The sequence below is a fragment of the Tautonia sp. JC769 genome, assembly GCF_040717455.1.
GTDB lineage: Bacteria > Planctomycetota > Planctomycetia > Isosphaerales > Isosphaeraceae > Tautonia.
Genome location: NZ_JBFEFH010000021.1, coordinates 54693 through 70102, shown reverse-complemented (window position 1 = coordinate 70102; position 15410 = coordinate 54693). Strand labels below are relative to the sequence as shown.

Annotated in this window: 11 protein-coding genes; 3 read left to right on the top strand and 8 right to left on the bottom strand. The window is 67.9% G+C overall.

All coding sequences use genetic code 11. The features are described 5' to 3' along the window. Positions 1–65 precede the first annotated feature (65 nt). On the bottom strand, positions 66–833 hold the full coding sequence (locus AB1L88_RS19180; RefSeq protein WP_367098297.1) for a cytidylate kinase-like family protein: 768 nt from the start codon (positions 831–833) through the stop codon (positions 66–68). Between the two features lie 331 nt (positions 834–1164). On the opposite strand from AB1L88_RS19180, the gene AB1L88_RS19175 reads away from it, so the two are divergent. Further along, positions 1165–1380: a hypothetical protein gene (locus AB1L88_RS19175; protein WP_367098296.1), complete on the top strand. Its 216-nt coding sequence runs from the start codon at positions 1165–1167 to the stop codon at positions 1378–1380. 755 nt (positions 1381–2135) lie between these two features. After that, entirely contained in the window at positions 2136–3830 is a 1695-nt protein-coding gene (locus AB1L88_RS19170; RefSeq protein WP_367098341.1) for an MFS transporter, read from the top strand. Between the two features lie 109 nt (positions 3831–3939). Here the strand turns inward: AB1L88_RS19170 and AB1L88_RS19165 are convergent, their stop codons facing one another. The 4 genes from AB1L88_RS19165 to AB1L88_RS19150 all read right to left on the bottom strand — a co-directional run bounded on the left by AB1L88_RS19165 (position 3940) and on the right by AB1L88_RS19150 (position 8758). Continuing rightward, positions 3940–5358: a DUF418 domain-containing protein gene (locus tag AB1L88_RS19165; RefSeq protein ID WP_367098295.1), complete on the bottom strand. Its 1419-nt coding sequence runs from the start codon at positions 5356–5358 to the stop codon at positions 3940–3942. Between the two features lie 174 nt (positions 5359–5532). Further along, positions 5533–6330, bottom strand: a complete 798-nt coding sequence (locus AB1L88_RS19160; RefSeq protein WP_367098294.1) for a 6-phosphogluconolactonase — start codon at positions 6328–6330, stop codon at positions 5533–5535. Positions 6331–6519: 189 nt separating this feature from the next. Further along, on the bottom strand, positions 6520–7239 hold the full coding sequence (locus tag AB1L88_RS19155) for a PepSY-associated TM helix domain-containing protein (protein WP_367098293.1): 720 nt from the start codon (positions 7237–7239) through the stop codon (positions 6520–6522). Further along, positions 7187–8758 (bottom strand): DUF2271 domain-containing protein, encoded by a 1572-nt coding sequence (locus AB1L88_RS19150; RefSeq protein WP_367098292.1) that lies wholly within the window; start codon positions 8756–8758, stop codon positions 7187–7189. Before AB1L88_RS19150 ends, AB1L88_RS19155 begins: the two co-directional genes overlap by 53 nt. Positions 8759–9053: 295 nt before the next feature. Here AB1L88_RS19150 and AB1L88_RS19145 point away from each other — a divergent pair, with 295 nt between their 5' ends. Further along, complete coding sequence (locus AB1L88_RS19145) at positions 9054–10346, top strand: tetratricopeptide repeat protein (RefSeq protein WP_367098291.1); 1293 nt, start codon at positions 9054–9056, stop codon at positions 10344–10346. Positions 10347–10564: 218 nt separating this feature from the next. Here the strand turns inward: AB1L88_RS19145 and AB1L88_RS19140 are convergent, their stop codons facing one another. The 3 genes from AB1L88_RS19140 to AB1L88_RS19130 form a co-directional block, all read right to left on the bottom strand. Next, entirely contained in the window at positions 10565–11053 is a 489-nt protein-coding gene (locus tag AB1L88_RS19140) for a hypothetical protein (RefSeq protein WP_367098290.1), read from the bottom strand. A gap of 205 nt (positions 11054–11258) precedes the next feature. Further along, complete coding sequence (locus AB1L88_RS19135; protein WP_367098289.1) at positions 11259–12365, bottom strand: DUF1559 domain-containing protein; 1107 nt, start codon at positions 12363–12365, stop codon at positions 11259–11261. A gap of 750 nt (positions 12366–13115) precedes the next feature. Next, on the bottom strand, positions 13116–15371 hold the full coding sequence (locus tag AB1L88_RS19130; protein ID WP_367098288.1) for a PQQ-dependent sugar dehydrogenase: 2256 nt from the start codon (positions 15369–15371) through the stop codon (positions 13116–13118). Positions 15372–15410: the final 39 nt, after the last annotated feature.

The following is a 15410-nucleotide window of genomic DNA, read 5'->3' as shown; positions in this document are numbered from 1 at the left end:
GTCGATTGCTCGATCGACCGGCCACCGGTTCCGAGACGATGAGCAATCCGGGAGCGTGATCGCGCTCAGCCGGTGCGGTCGTCTCGGGGACCAGGCAGCGCAAGTGCAGGAGAGGCCGGAGGTTGTCCGGCCTCAATCGCCCGGGCGATCAGCTCGCAGGCGATCGGCAGGCCGATGCTCTCGGTGTCGATGACCAGGTCGTACGAGTGGGGGTCGGTGTCGTCGACCCGGAACATCGTGCGGGCGAATTTGCGGCGGCGGCGGTCGAGGTCGATCGCCAGCCGTCGAGCGGTCCGGGGAGTCACGCCCAACCGCTCCGAGAGGCGCCGGGCCCTCGCCTTGATCGGCGAGACGATCCGGACCGACAGGACCTCGTGCCTCGGGATCATGAACCCGGCCCCCCGGCCGACGATCACCGCGTCTCCGGCGTGGCCGATCGAGAGCACGAGCTTGGCCAGGTGGTCGAGGTAGGCTTCCAGCGGCGCCCAGTGTTCCTCCCGGAGCGGGAGGAGCCAGTCCTGCACGACGCTGGGGGAGAGCTCGTCGAGTGCCTCGACTTCCTCGATCGGCCGCTCCATGCGTTCGGCGATCGCCTCGACGATGCGGGCGTCGTAGACGGTCCAGCCGAGGCGTTCGGCGACCATGCGGCCCAGGGCCGAGCCGCCGGCCCCGGCCTCTCGCGAGAGGCAGACGACACGGAATCGAGGGCGAGGTTCGTCGTTCGGCTCGGTGGCGAGGTCGGGCGCGGGCTGGCCGGAGAACCATCGGGCCATGACCGCCCGGAGGCCCCGGGCCGATCGGTTCGTGCTCGATCGCGATGCGTCGCCAATCATCCCCATGCCGTCGCCCCGTCCCGCCGACTCGACCCCTGGAAAGTGGTGCCCGGAATCCCTGCAACGGCCGACGGCTTCCCGCTCCCCGGCCGATCCCGCCGTGCGGGTCGCCGCTATTGTAACCGTTACATGCCCGGTCGCTCTCGCGCCGGCCTCGGAAATTCAGGCGATTTTTCCTCAAGTTGTTACGCCGGCTTGACTGACGAGATTTCCGCGACGCCCACACCTCCCCGATGGCACGGGCTTTGCCTTGGTCCAGGACCGACGCCGCGAGGGATCACTCGCGTCCCTCCTCCCGATCGACATGGACTGTTCACGGGGCAACTCTCGAATGAGCGACCGAACCAACACGCTGCTCTGGATGAAGGACCTGATCGAGCACATGCGCCACTGCCAGGAGCAGCTCCAGTGGGCCTCCGACGGCCCGAGCGAGTCGTTCCTGACCGAGGCCATGCTGGTCGATCTCTCCGAGTGCCGGACCCTCTGCGAGCGGCTTCGCTCGAATCGGGCTCCCCAGGCGGCCCGCCTGCATGCCACCTCGGCCTGAGGTGGCGAGCGATCGACTTGCCCTGCTCGCCCCCGGCCGAGCGTCGCGGCAACCGCCCGGACACGCAGCCCAGGAGCACGCGAACCCCTTGCCGAGACGGTCGTCGATCCGGCCGATCTCCCCGACGCCCCGGATCGAACCCCGGAAGGCCCGGCAACGGGGAGGTGGCGAATCGGCGCAAGCTCGGTCGCCCCTCGGTGCTGGACATCGGCCTCGGGCCATCGGTCTCGCCGGCCGACGGCGATCAGGCGAAGCCGAAGATCGTGCTGTTCGTGATTGGCGATCGCGGCGAGGAATGGGAACTCCGGGTTGGGACACGGCCTGGGGCGATGTGATCGATCGTGTAAGGGGTGCCTCGCTCATCACGCCGGAGTGGACCCGGGCGAGGCAGGGCGACCCTCGAACGCGGGCACCACATGGGTGCGAGTGCTCCGGGGGGATTCCGGTTGCAACGAGAAGCGAGTGCTCGATTTTGGGACCGAGCGGTTGCGGTGACGGGTTGAAGATGGTGGGATCGTGCATCTCCTAATCGCCGATGCGCCAACGGCGGCACCATTGCCCTCCCTCCTTCAAGGACGCTGGCCGAGGGGCCTGACCGGCCAATGCTCGGCTTGGATCGAAGCGGGGCCCTCGGCCTCGACGCTTCGGGCCATTCGCCATGAGCGTAACGAGGGGAAGGGGCTTCACGGGTCCTTGGTGTCGGTTCATCGGTATTCAACCTCGTGTTTCGACCCGATCGCTCGGAGGTAGTGATGATGCATGCCGAACCGCCCTCCGGGGCCGGCGACGCCCCCATCGATTACGGCAAAGGCCCGTGGTATCGCGGCCTGACCAGCTATCATTGGTTCGTGCTCGCCGTCGCCGCGCTGGGATGGCTGTTCGACACGATGGATCAGCAGCTCTTCAACCTGGCCCGCAAGCCGGCCATGGAGGAACTGCTCGATTCGACCGACCCCGCCGTGGTGAATTTCTGGGGCACGATCGCCACGTCGATCTTCATCGTCGGCTGGGCGCTCGGCGGCCTCTTCTTCGGCATCCTGGGCGACAAGATCGGCCGGGCCAAGACGATGCTGCTGACGATCCTGATGTACTCGATGTTCACGGGCCTGAGCGCCTTCTCGTTCAACGTCTGGGACTTCGCCTTCTACCGATTCCTGACCGGCCTGGGGGTCGGCGGCGAATTCGCCGTCGGCGTGGCCCTGGTGGCCGAGGTGATGCCCGACCACGCGAGGGCCCGGGCCCTGGGGTGGCTCCAGGCCCTCTCGGCCGTCGGGAACATGACGGCGGCCGTGATCGTCGTCAGCCTCGGCCTGATCGAGGACACAGGGATCAGCCGATGGCGGATCATGTTCCTCGTCGGCACCGCCCCGGCCCTCCTGGCGATCGTCATCCGCCTGAAACTCCGCGAACCGGAGCGCTGGCAGCAGACCGCCGGGGTCGCGCCGAAAGGTAAGGCAAGTCCTGACCAGCAGCACACACCGCTCCCCTCCGAAGACGTCCCGGCGGAAGACTCGGCCGGCATGTACGAGCCGGACCGCCCGAAGCCGAACGCCGAGGAGGCCCCGACCGTCGGCGGGCAGAAACTCGGCTCGATCTCGGAACTGTTCGGCGACCCCCGATGGCGGAAGAACACGATCGTCGGCATGCTGCTCGCGTTCTCCGGGGTGGTCGGCCTCTGGGGTATCGGCTTCTTCAGCTTCGACCTGATCCGCGACATCTTCAGCGATTCCGCCCTGCAGATGGCCAACGAAGCCGGCCTGGTCGCCGGTCCCGAGGCCGACTACGAGACTCGCCTGGCCGATGGATCGATCCGGGTGGTGCAAAAGCCCTCGGACGTGCCCGAGACGCCGGAGGAAGGTGTCGAGTACCTTGTCGCGCCGACGGAGGAACGAGCCCGCAGCAGCTACCTCAGGAACCATGAAGAGATACGCCCGTTCGTCGAGGCGAGGCTCGCCCGATGGACCGGCTACACCTCCCTCTTCCAGAACGCCGGGGCCTTCTTCGGCATCTATGCCTTCGCGCTGGTCACGGTGCGGATCGGCCGGAAGCCGGCCTTCGCCATCTCGTTCCTGCTGGCGATGGGGGCGACGATCTTCACCTTCCTGTTCCTGGGCAAGGTGACCGGATTCTGGGATGTGTACTGGATGATCCCGATCATGGGCTTCTGCCAGCTCTCCCTCTTCGGCGGCTACGCGATCTACTTCCCCGAGCTGTTCCCGACCCGGTTGCGCAGCACCGGCACGTCGTTCTGCTACAACGTCGGCCGCCTGGTCGCCGCCACCGGCCCGCTCGGCCTGGGGGCGTTGAACCTGCTCTACGCCGATTACGCCGAGATCGACAGCTCCCTGCCCATGCGATACGCCGGCGTCACCATGTGCGTCGTCTTCCTGATCGGCCTGATGGCCCTGCCGTTCGCCCCGGAAACCAAGGACCAGCCCCTGCCGGAGTGATCGTCCGCGGGGCCGATCACGCTGATCGCATCGCGGTGGCAACGCCTGCCCATCCTTCTCCGGGGAGCCGGCCCTTCTTGGCCGGCTCCCCGTGCCGTTGCGCCTACGCTCACGATTTCGCGGCCCGCATCGGCTGGGGCTTCAGATACGTCAACGATCGCCAGAGCCACTCGGCCGGGCCATACCGGAACCGGGCGAGCCAGAGCGGGCTGTACCAGAGCTGCACCGCCCAGATCGCCAGCACGATGAGCCAGAGCGTCGGCCGATCGAGCGTGCCGTACATGCCCAGCCCGTAGCCATAGAAGAGCAACGTGCCGACGATGCTCTGCGTCAGATAGTTCGTCAAAGCCATCCGGCCCACCGCCGCCAGGCGGGCCGTCAATCGCGGCAGCGCCCCCGACTTGACCACGAGCATCACCACCGCCGCGTGCCCCAGCGCCACCGGCACCGTGCCGAGCAGCGCCAGGGAGACCCCGAAGACCATCCCCCGGACCACCTCGAAATCGGTCGCCCAGAGGTCCAGGCCCCCGACGATCGTCAACGGCAGGCCGATCCCGTAGGCGATCAAGGCCATGACTCCGTAGAACCGGGTCGATCGACCCGCCGAGAACACCCCCATCTTCATGAAGGCCATTCCCAGGAGCATCCGCCCGGCAATCCCCCAGATGAACATGGGCAAGTAGAACGCCTGAAACCCGATCGACTCCTCGGCGCGGTGCGGGAAGACCTCCCAGTAACTCCCTCGATAGGCCGCGAGCTGCTCGGCATATTGCTCCTCGGTCGGTTCGAAGAAGACCCGCATCTCCTGCCACGCCTTGGCCATCCCGGCCCGAGCCGGATCGGTCGAGGGGCTGCCGCCACGCTCCGCCCCGGGTTCGGCCGTCGTGGTCGCGGCCATGCCTCGGACCGCGCCGACGGTCAGCCCCAGCACCGGGAGCACCAGGCTTGAGCCGACGATCAGGACCACACCCAGCACGAACAGACGCTTCGGGCTGGTCGATCGGAACAGGTAGAGCACCAGGCCGCACAGGGCATACGCGACCAGGATGTCGCCCGACCAGATGAAATAGGCGTGGATCAGGCCGATGACCAGCAGCCAGAGCACCCGGCGGTAATAGACCCCGGTGAAGCTCATCCCCCGCCGCTCGGCCCGATCGGTCATCAGCACCAGGCCGGCACCGAAGAGCATCGAGAACAGCGACATCATCTTGCCGGAAAACAGCAGGTGATTCACCATCCAGGCCGACCGGTTGGCCCGCCCCGGGCCGCCGCTCAGATCAGGGTTGTCGTACCCGGAAAACGGCCAGGAGAAGCTGACGATATTCATCGCCAGGATGCCGAGGAGGGCCACCCCCCTCAGCACATCCACGGCCGTCAGCCGATCGGCCCTGGCCACCGGCTCGAACCGCGGCGGGAGCGGGGCGGACGCAGCCGGGTCTGGTGGCACCGGCGCGAGCAGATCGGCCCCCGGCGTTTGATCGCCGGGGGCCTCAGGCCGATCGGGAGCGGCCGAATCGTGTGTCGCCATCGGGAATCATCTCGGTCGGGTTCGCGAATGCTCCTCGGCGGACTCGACACCGAGGAGCGATCCAGGGTTCAAGATTTCTTCCACCCGGAAGTTCGACAAACCCGCCGAGAGATTCAGTACCCGGTTCGACCATTCTTGGAAAACGAGCCTATCCGCCCGTGGCATTTCGCCGCATCAGAGCACGAGGCGGGCCGACTCGCGATCGAGCAGCAAGGTCGCCCCCTCGTGCTGCCGCAAGGCAGAGGCCGGGCACGCTTCCGAGATCGGACCCTGGAGCGCGGCCAGCACCGCGTCGGCCTTGCGGGGGCCGGGCACGACCACCGAGAGCACCGACGCGGACAGCAACGCGGGGACCGTCAGGGTGTAGGCATGGGTCGGTACGTCGTCCAGCCCGGCGAAGCAGCCGTCGTTGACCTGCTGCACGCGGCACGCGTGATCGAGCCGGACCACCTTGATCAGGACCGGGTCGAGGAAGTCGGCCACCGGAGGGTCGTTGAAGGCCAGGTGGCCGTTCTCGCCGATCCCGGCACAGACGATGTCCGGCGGCTCGGCCCGCAAGGCGTCCTCGTAGTCCAGGCAGGTCCGCAAGGGGCGCTCGGTCTGCTCGCCCGGGATCAGGCGGAGCCGGTCGGCCGGCAGCCCGGCCATCCCGAAAATATGCTCATGCAAGTAGCGGCGGAAGCTCGCCGGATGATCCGGGGTCAATCCCAGATATTCATCCATGTGGAACCCGACGATGCGCGACCAGTCGATCCCGTCGATCCCCAGCAGGGCCGTCAGGAATTCGTCCTGACTCGGGGCGGCCGCGAAGATGACGTTGGCCTTCTCGGCCACCCGATGGCGGGCGGCGATGGCCTCGGCCACGCCGGCCGCGGCGGCCCGGCCCAGGCGGGCTCGGTCTTCGAAGACCCGCACGCGGAGGCGGTCGACGGTCCATTCGGCAATCGGCGTCGGGGGGGCCGGCAGGGACATGGTGGCGGTCTCTCGGGTCTCGGGCGGGTCGCGATGGCATCGGTCGAGGATACATCAGGCAAGGCCGGGCGAGCCATCGAGCCCGACCCCTTGGCCCGAAGGATACCCCGATTCCCGGCCAATCTCAACACCGCCGGCCGCCGCTCGCCCCGCCTCCCGCCCCGCGAGGCCGAGCCACCGGTCCGATCGTCACGGCACCCCCAGCAGCACCACCGCCACGATCACCACCCCGCCGACGACCGCCACCACCAGCCCGGGGTTGCGCCTCAGCTTGAGATAGAACAGCAGGAGGAGCCCCGACAGCGAGACGACCGTCAGCACCACCGCCGAGACGTCGATCGCCACCGACCAGGCCGGACCCGTGTCCCTCCCCTTGTGCAGGTCGTTCAGGACGGCCACCAGCCCGAGCGTGCTTTCGGTCAGGAAGTACTCGCCTGTTTCCCGGTCAATTTGGGCGTCGGCGGCATACCCAGGGCCTTTGAATGTGACGAAGCATTCATACTCGTCGACGTAGAACTCCGTCAACGCCCCTCGAACATCGTGTTCCTGCCTCAGGTACTCGACCACCCGCAGCTGATCGACCTGATCCTCCGCCTCGTCCGCCGCGGCCGATTCCGGATCGTGCAGCCACGACCGATCCAGCGATCCCTCGGCTTTCTCCAGGTGCTCGACATTGGCGAAGAACCAGTCGGGATGGTTCAGCGTCAGGCCGGTCACGCTGAAGAACAGGACCGAGGCCAGCCCGAACATCGACAGGTAGATATGCAGCCACCGCGCGACCGCGGCCACCCGGATGCCGAGCGACCGCCGCGACCGCCTGCCCGGCCCCCGACCCGCATTCGGTCCCTGGGCCTCGTCACTCGGATTCGATTCGACGGTACTCGACGGCAGCGGACTTGATCTCGACATTCCCCTCGTAATCCTCTTCAAACGGATCGTTGCCGATCGAGACCGGCATTCGGATGACCTGATGGGTCCCGTGCTCCCGCGCCGCCTCGACGAAAATCGTGTACGAGCCTCCCGGCAAGGGCCGACCGCCGTCATCCTTGCCGTCCCAGGTGATGCTGTACCGGCCGGGAGGGCGGGTCGATCGGCCGATCGCGTAGGCCTTGTTCCGCCGTTCGATCCGCGTGCGGCCCGCGTCGCTCCGATACCAGCGCAGCAGGTCCGGCAACCACTGATCCGGGCCCGATCCGGACATGGACACCCACATCAACAGGTGCCGGACCACATGCCCCGTCTCGTCCTCGATGTAGACGACCACGTACGGACGCCGGTAGCGCCGTTGCTCGACTTCCGGCCGGTTGATCTCGAACCGGACGACCAGCTCGAACCCCTCGCCCCAGTCCGACCGCCGATCGTCCTCGGCCCCGGCGGCCGGCCCTGGAGCGGCCGGCCCGCGGGCATCGGCCAGGACGGGAGCCGCCGGCCGCGGTCGCTCCAGGTCCCCCCAGCCGTCGCTGCGGTGGACCGTGCCGTCGGAGGCGACGATCAGGCATTCGACCTCTGGCAGCGCGTTCACCAGGCGAAGGCCCTCGGCGATCGGCATGACATTCAGCGCCGTCGCCAGGGCGTCGGCATCGCTCCCGCTCGGCGCGACCACGGAGGCCGAGGCCACGGCCTCGACCGGCCTCCCGCTTCGGGGGTCGAGAATATGGGAATACCAGCGTCCGTCGATCGTCCATCCCCGATGGGCCGCCCCGCTGGTGGCGACCGATCGGTCGCGGACCTCCAGGAACGTGAACGGCTCGCTCGCCTCCGAATCGCCCTTCGGCGGGGCGAGGCCGACGGTCCCGAACCCTTCTCCCACCACGCGAAGGTCGCCCCCGACGTTCAGCAAGATCCCGCGGACTCCCCGATTCGGATCGAGCCCTTCGTCGCAGGCACGCTCAAGGATGAATCCCTTGGCGATGCCGTCCAGGCTGATCGGCGTCCGCCCGACCCGCTCGGCGGCCTCCGAGCCGGGATCGAGCCGCCACGCCTCTGCCGATGCCAGCGCTCGGGCCTCGGCCAGCTCGCCGGGCGTGGGGGCCCGGCCGCGCCCGGCAGACGCCTCCCACAGCCTCCCGAACGTGGCCGCCCTCGGGTCGAAGGCGCCGCCGGTCGCGTGCCTCCAGCGATCGGCCGCGCGCAGCACCTCGAACAGTTCGCTCGGGATGCTCGATGCGTCGCCCGGGTGATTCATCCACCGGCTGAGGTGGCTCGATGGGTCGTAGCCGCTCAGCACGCCCGAGAGGCGGTCGATCTCGGACAGGACGCGAGCCTCGGCCTGCCGGGCGGCATCTTCATCGTCGGCCCAGACGCGCAGCTCGAGCGCCGTGCCCATGACCTCCTCGTGATAGAAGGCGAAATCGCCGGCGATGGCGGTCGAGCCGAAGAGACTCCCCAGGACGAGCAACACCGGAACAATCCAGAGATCAGAATGCATGCGGCCTCCTCGGCATCCCGAACCGCGATTCCTTCGAAGATGCCTCGATGGTAGTGAACGATCCCCTCCGAGGCAACCGCGCCGCGAGTGTTCGACGGGCCCCTCCCGCCCGCCGCCCCCCGGGCCATTCGGTCGGCGTCTTGCTCCTGCTTGACGCCCTGATCGGATCGGATACGCTGGGATCACCCTCCACACGCCTCGCCTCGCGGGTGGCCGATCAACGCGAGGCGGCCGGTCTTCGCCTCGAGCCGACCTGCAACGGGGCGGCCGGTCCGTCCGCCCGGAGCGCCCTTCGATGAGTGATCCGCACCGGACGCAGTCCGCGTCCCGACGCCGTCAGCCCTGCCCGCCCTGGGTCGTCTGGCTCCCATTCCTGGGCCTGCTCGCATGCGGCGTCGCGAGCGGGGGATGTTCGGGACGCGGCGATCCTGGGCCAGAGGTGGCCGCGGCGATCGCGTCGGGGGAACTCGATGAGGCCCAACGCCTCGTCGATCGCTGGCTCTCCCGGGGCTCGAAAGACCCGGACGCCCTCGCCTGGGCCGCCCGGGTCGCCCTCGCCCGCGATCGGCCGACCGAGGCATTCGACTTCGCCCGGCGTGCCCAGCAAGCGGGGCTCGATCGGTCGGCCCTGCGCGACGTCGAGGGGGTTGCCCTGGCCAGGGCCGGTCGCCTGGCCGAGGCCGAGCCGCTCTTGCGCACCCATCTGGCCGAATCCGATCGGCCCGACCCGGTCGCCGCACGGGCCCTGGCCGAGATCGGCATGGCCACCTTCCGCTTCGGCGCCGCCCGGGAGGCCCTCGCCCGATGGCGACGCGATGCCCCCAACGACCCCGAGCCCTGGCTGATGGAGGCCGAGATCTCCGATCGGATCGGCGACGAGTACACCGTCATCGCCTCGCATTATCGAGAGGCCCTGAAGCGTGACCCTTCCCTCGACGGCGTCTTGCTTCGCCTGGCCGAAACCATCCGCCGATCCGGGAATTACTCCGAGGCCGTCGAATCGTTCGAAACCTATCTCGAACGCCACCCCGACGACCCGGACGCCCTTGCCTGGTCGGGGTTGAATCAGCTCGGTATGGGGGAGGTCCCATCTGCCGAGCGGTTGCTCCAGCAGGCCCTGGCGCAGGACCCCGACCACCTGGAGGCGATCAAGGGACTCGGACGGCTGTATCAGCAAACCGGGAACATTGCCGAAGCGCTAACCTACTTCGACCGGGCGGCCGAGCTGGACCCCGAACAGGCGGACATCCCCTATCAGCAGTCGCTCTTGCTCGCCCGGCTCGGGCGCCGGGAGGAGGCCGAACGCATGCGCGAGCGATCCGAGCGGCTTCGCGAGCAGGCGGCCGAGATCGAACGGCTGCGCGATGCCCTCGTGCGCGATCCGAATAATGCCGACCTGCAGTTCGAAACGGCCCGCTGGCTCATCGAGCACGGTCACGCCGAAGAAGGCGTTCGGTGGGCGGAGAAGGCGATCGCCACCGTCCCCGGCCATCGCCCCTCCTGCCTCTTGCTGGCCGAGCACTACGAGGCGACCGACCAGCCCGACCTGGCGAGCTTCTACCGGTTCAAGGCCGCCCCGGCCGAGTGACGACGACCTGGTTTCCGTCCCGGGGCGCCGTCTCGCCGAGCGTTGCGATTTTGCCACTGTTGCCGGATGGCAACATCCGCCCGTCATCGGGAGGCGAAGGCCCGGCGCAGAGAAACGACCCGCGTCCCTCGAGACGCCCTCCCGAATTCGTGAGGAGGCCGGGAGAGCAAGGGATCGGGTCGTCTCGAATCGGGTCACCCGGCGTCGAGCGGCCGATTTCAGTCGGTCAGGTCGAAGTCGACGTTGCGATTCGAGCCGGATTCGACCGTGTAGGTCAGGCCCGACGTGTCCGGCAGGCTGTACTTCGGCGGCACCAGGTCCTTGGCGTCCTGGAAGGCCTTGGCCACGTCGTCCTGCTTCGGAGAACCACCCTGCACGCCGCCCATGGCCGCGTCGTAATTCACGTCGCGAGCGGTGATCGAAACCCGGTAGTCGCCGGGCAGCGCGCCGTCGCCGTCGATCGCGGTGGTCAGGTAGTACGAGCCGTTCGAGATCGTCCCGCTCGCCGCGCGACCCTCCGGGTCGACGGGGGCGAAGGTGATGGTCCCGGTCTCGACGGGCTGGCCGTTGTAATTCACCGATCCCGAAACCGGGTAGCGCTTGGGGAGCCCCGAGCTATCGCCGCAGCCGACGACAAGCATCATGCCCACGAAGGTGAGGGCCAGGGGGGAGATTCGGCGGATCAGGGTCGAGGGTGCCGCGGTCATGGTCGCTCCACTGCGGAATTGCGGAATCAATCGAAGCGAGAGGGATGCTCCCGGGCCATCGATCCCGATGGCCCGGGAGCATCCGTGAATCGAATCCATCAGGCGAACGAAGCAAACCCCCGGAAGGATGGTCCCCCGGGGGTTCGGGCGCCCCGACTCGGGTGGCATCGCTGCCAACGGCGGGGCCATCGGCGAGGGCCGAGGATCAATACTGGTCGGCGCTGATGACCTCGCCGCCGTTCCGGCTGCCGAGGGCGCAGTAGACGACGATATTGATGCTCTCCTTGAGGAACTTCACCGAGCCGTCGGCGAACAGGAAGTTCGCACCGCCCGGGTGTTCGCTCTTGGCCCCCTTGCTGGCGTAGCTGAAGCGGCTGCGCCAGTTGCTGTCGCCGAAGGCGACCACGGCCGCGTCGGTGGTCTTCCAGTTGATCGGCACGGTGGTGCCGAAGGTGCTGCCGTTGTTCATGTAGAAGTTGCTGTCGGCAGCCTGATAGGGCAGCGTCTCGCCCACGATGATCGTGTTGCTCGTGCCGTCCCGCACGCTGGCGAGATTCACCGGGCCGATGCCCGCGTTGCGGTACGAGAAGAACCCGCGAAGTCGGCCGGGGCCTCGCGTCGCCAGGGTCTCGTCGAAGTTCGTCCCCCAGAAGCCCGCCCAGCCGATGCGCGGCTGCCCAGGGGCCAGGGTCGTGCCCACCGGGGTCTCCCAGGGGCCGCCCGGCGGGGTCAGACCGCCGATGCAGTAGTTGTCGCCGAAGCTGCCCGGGTAGTTCGACACGGGGACGACCGTCGCCGGGGCGCCGGTGGCCGGGTTGATCGGGCCCTGGCCGTTGGGCCACTGGCCGGTCAGCCCTTCACGATCGCGGAGGCCGCCGTTGTTCTGGCCATCCGAGGGGCAGAGCCACGTGTTGTTGACCGTCACCCACGCCGTGTACCACGACCCCGCGCCCGCGCCGGTGTTGCTGCCGTGCACGTCGAAATTCAGGGCGTTGTAGGTGTTGGTCCCTTCCATCTGCGGCAGGATCAAGGCCCGCCAGCTCAGGGTGCTCATCTGGGAGCTACCCGCCCAGATGCTGCCCCGATTCTCGTCGGCAATCGCGCCCGGGGGGAACGCGTTGACCTGGTCGTGGTAGTTGTGCAGGGCGATGCCGATCTGCTTCAGGTTGTTCACGCACTGGGCCCGGCGGGCCGCTTCGCGGGCGCTCTGAACCGCCGGCAGCAGCAACGCGATCAAGACACCGATAATGGCGATGACCACTAACAATTCGATCAGGGTGAAACCGAGGCGTCTGCGAGCACTGACCTTCATTGCGACTTGAACTCCTGGCGAGCGATCTCGGGGCGTGAAGTGGCCCCAGGACCGGCTCGGGTAGAACCCCGAAGACTGGAACACGCGAACGACCGAACGAAATGCGCGAGATGCGATCGGAACTCTCGAACCGAATGGTCCAAGAAAAAGGAATCGTCAATCACTGCCGGACATCTTGAACGGCTCGAACGAAGACCATTTCGTCAAAGCCGGGAATCCTCGGCGACTCCAAGCAAGATGGATGGATCGCAGATGCTCAAGACCAGCCGCGATTGCAAAGGCTACCATATCCGGGACGAAATCCCGGGGTCAAGCTGGTCCTCAGGGAATTTATGTCGATTCCGCAAAGATGTGGACGTGCGTGAATTCACCCATCAGTCGGAGGCTGTGGGCACCCCTGATCCTGCTGTCTGGGAACCACGTCTCAACAGGGCAATGCGTCTCAGGCCACCCCTCGGGTGGGGGATTCGCCCCGCCCGGGTCGACCTCGTGCCCGGTGAATGGTGACGCCGGATATGACGAGATCGCCCGATCATGCTCGGCCGAATCGGGTGAGTCAAGGACGATCCCGAGGCCGATTGGAATTTTTTGGCGTCCGCGTCCCGGTGGCGACAGACCGACGCTCGGCCCCGGTGCGCCACCGGATCTCCTCGCGGCCCGAAAGGCTCGAACCCGCCGATGCCGGGGCGAGAAGCCCCGGCATCGGCCCGGTTGCGATCGGCGATCGGCGATCGGTTCGCGACCGTCCCGTCACTCCGCCCCGGCCTGCGGGGCGGGAGCGGCCCGAAGCTGCTCGATCCAGGTTCGGATCAGGGCGTCGGCGTCGGGATCGACGCGGGTCGTTGCGAGCGGGGGCATCTGGCCCGGGCCCCTCCGCGCGATCCGGTGGTAGAGGATGGATCGCTCGGGATGACCCGGGGCGACCAGCCTCGCGTCGGCGATGCCAAGGTCCCCCTGCGTCGGCGCCTCGTCCACCAATCGGAGCCGATCAATCGGGGCGTCGAACCGCAGGTTGATCGCCGCGTTGCCGCCTCCCGCCTCCACGTGGCAGCTCGCGCAATTGGCGTGCAGATACGATCGCGCCCGGGCCTCGATCGACGCGGTTTCGTCGTGCGGGTCGACGAGCTTCGGCAACGCCTCCGGCCGATCCGGCAACGCTCCCTTGAACAACCCGATCCGCTCCAGCAGGGCCAGTTGGTTGGTCGTCTCGCCCTTGCCGTCCGTCACGGGCCGGTTCATCTGCTCGGTCGAGAGGCCGAGCACGTAGTTCGCCGCCCTCGAGTGGCAGACCATGCACTCGGCGCGGCTCGGGTAGTGCCAATCGAGCGTCCGGATCCCGCCCGGGGCCTCGGCGTCGCGCAGGGTGTACGTCCGGTCGAGCCCTTGCGTGCCCACGAGCACGGCGTCGGTGCGATCGTCGTTCCAGAGGTACGAGTAGCCGACCCACTCCCCCTGCTGACGGGTCATCAGGCGGGTCTCGATCGGCCGTCGCGAGGCGGGGTTCCCGGCCTCGAATTCGAGGGCGAACTCCTTGACCAGCACGGTCCCTTCCGGGAAGTCCCACCCCTGGCCGGCCCCCCGCAAGCCGACCTTCGCCTCGTCCGGATCGCCCGGGATGGCGAGAAATCGCTGCTTGATCGCCCCGTCCGACCAGAGGGGCGCGTTGACCTCATAGGGAATCAACGCCTCGTGCGGTTGCCGATCGGCGACCGACCGATACAGGCCCGTCTCGCTCAGCAAGGTCGGGAACGGCGACTCCGGGCGGTCGGCGTCGTTCGGCACCAGGCGGTAGAAGCCGGTCAGGTGGTCGATGACGATCAGCTCGCCGTCCTTGTCGAGCCCGAATCCGCTGATGGCGAACGGCGTATCCGCGATTTCCTGATGCCAGGTCACCTGCGTGCCATCGTGCTTCACGCCCCAGATCTTGCCGGTCGAGTAGTCGCCATACACGTACGCCCCCCGAAGCCCGGGCAGCGACTTGCCATGGTAGACGACGCCGCCGGTCAGCGATCGGGCCTCGGAGTGGTGATGCTCGACCGTCGGCGGGGTCAACGGGTCGGGGCCCATCCGGTCCGGATAGAACGGATGACTCCCCTCGAATGCGCTCCAGCCGTAATTGGCCCCTCTGGCGACCAGGTAGGCTTGCTCCCAGAGGTCCTGGCCGTTGTTGCCGACCCAGAGCTGATCGAGCGTCGCGTCGTAGGTCATCCGCCAGGGGTTGCGCATGCCGTAGGCCCAGGTCTCGGGCCGGACCCCGGGGCGATCGACGAACGGGTTATCGGCCGGGATCCCGTAATTCCGCCCGGGGCTCGGGCGATCGACGTCGATCCGCAAGACCTTGGCCGTCAGCTCCGAGAGATCCTGGCCCCGGAAGTTCGTGTCCGAGTCTCCCGTGCCGTCGCCGGAGGTGATGTAGAGCATCCCGTCGCCGCCGAAGTCCACCGCGCCGCCGTTGTGGCCGTTCGACGGCCAGTCGATGATCACCACCTCCGAGTCCGGGTCGATCGCGTGCGGCGGCTCCCGATCGACCGTGAACCGCGAGACGCGCGTCACCGGCTCCTCGCCATTCGACACGTTGTGGCCGACGAAGAGATACCCGTTCCGCTCATAATCCGGGTGGAACGCCAGCTCGTAGGCGATGCCGGGGAGCTCCAGGACGACCTGCGGCCCCGATGCCTCCGGGTCGTCCGGGATCCGCAAGATCGTCCCCGGCGCGGACCAGGAACCGTGATGTTGGATGATGACGTAGGCGTCCCGGCCGGGTTCGGCGTCGAACGTCAGGGGCTGGAAGATCTCCAGTTTCGGGAAGGCCGGCTCGGGCCGATACGGGAGCGGCGGCTCCGGGGAGCCGACCACCCGGGAGTCGTGCCAGGGCACCCGGTGCGGGACCTCGGACCGACGGCCTTCGTCGTCGGCCCCGAAGCCAGACGAGGCCGGGAAAAGCAGCACCGGCCAGAGGAACACCCGAAGGAACCGCAAGGAGCGGACGCTCATGGTCACACTCATCCTCCGATGATCGTTTGTTTCGAATCGATCGATGAGACA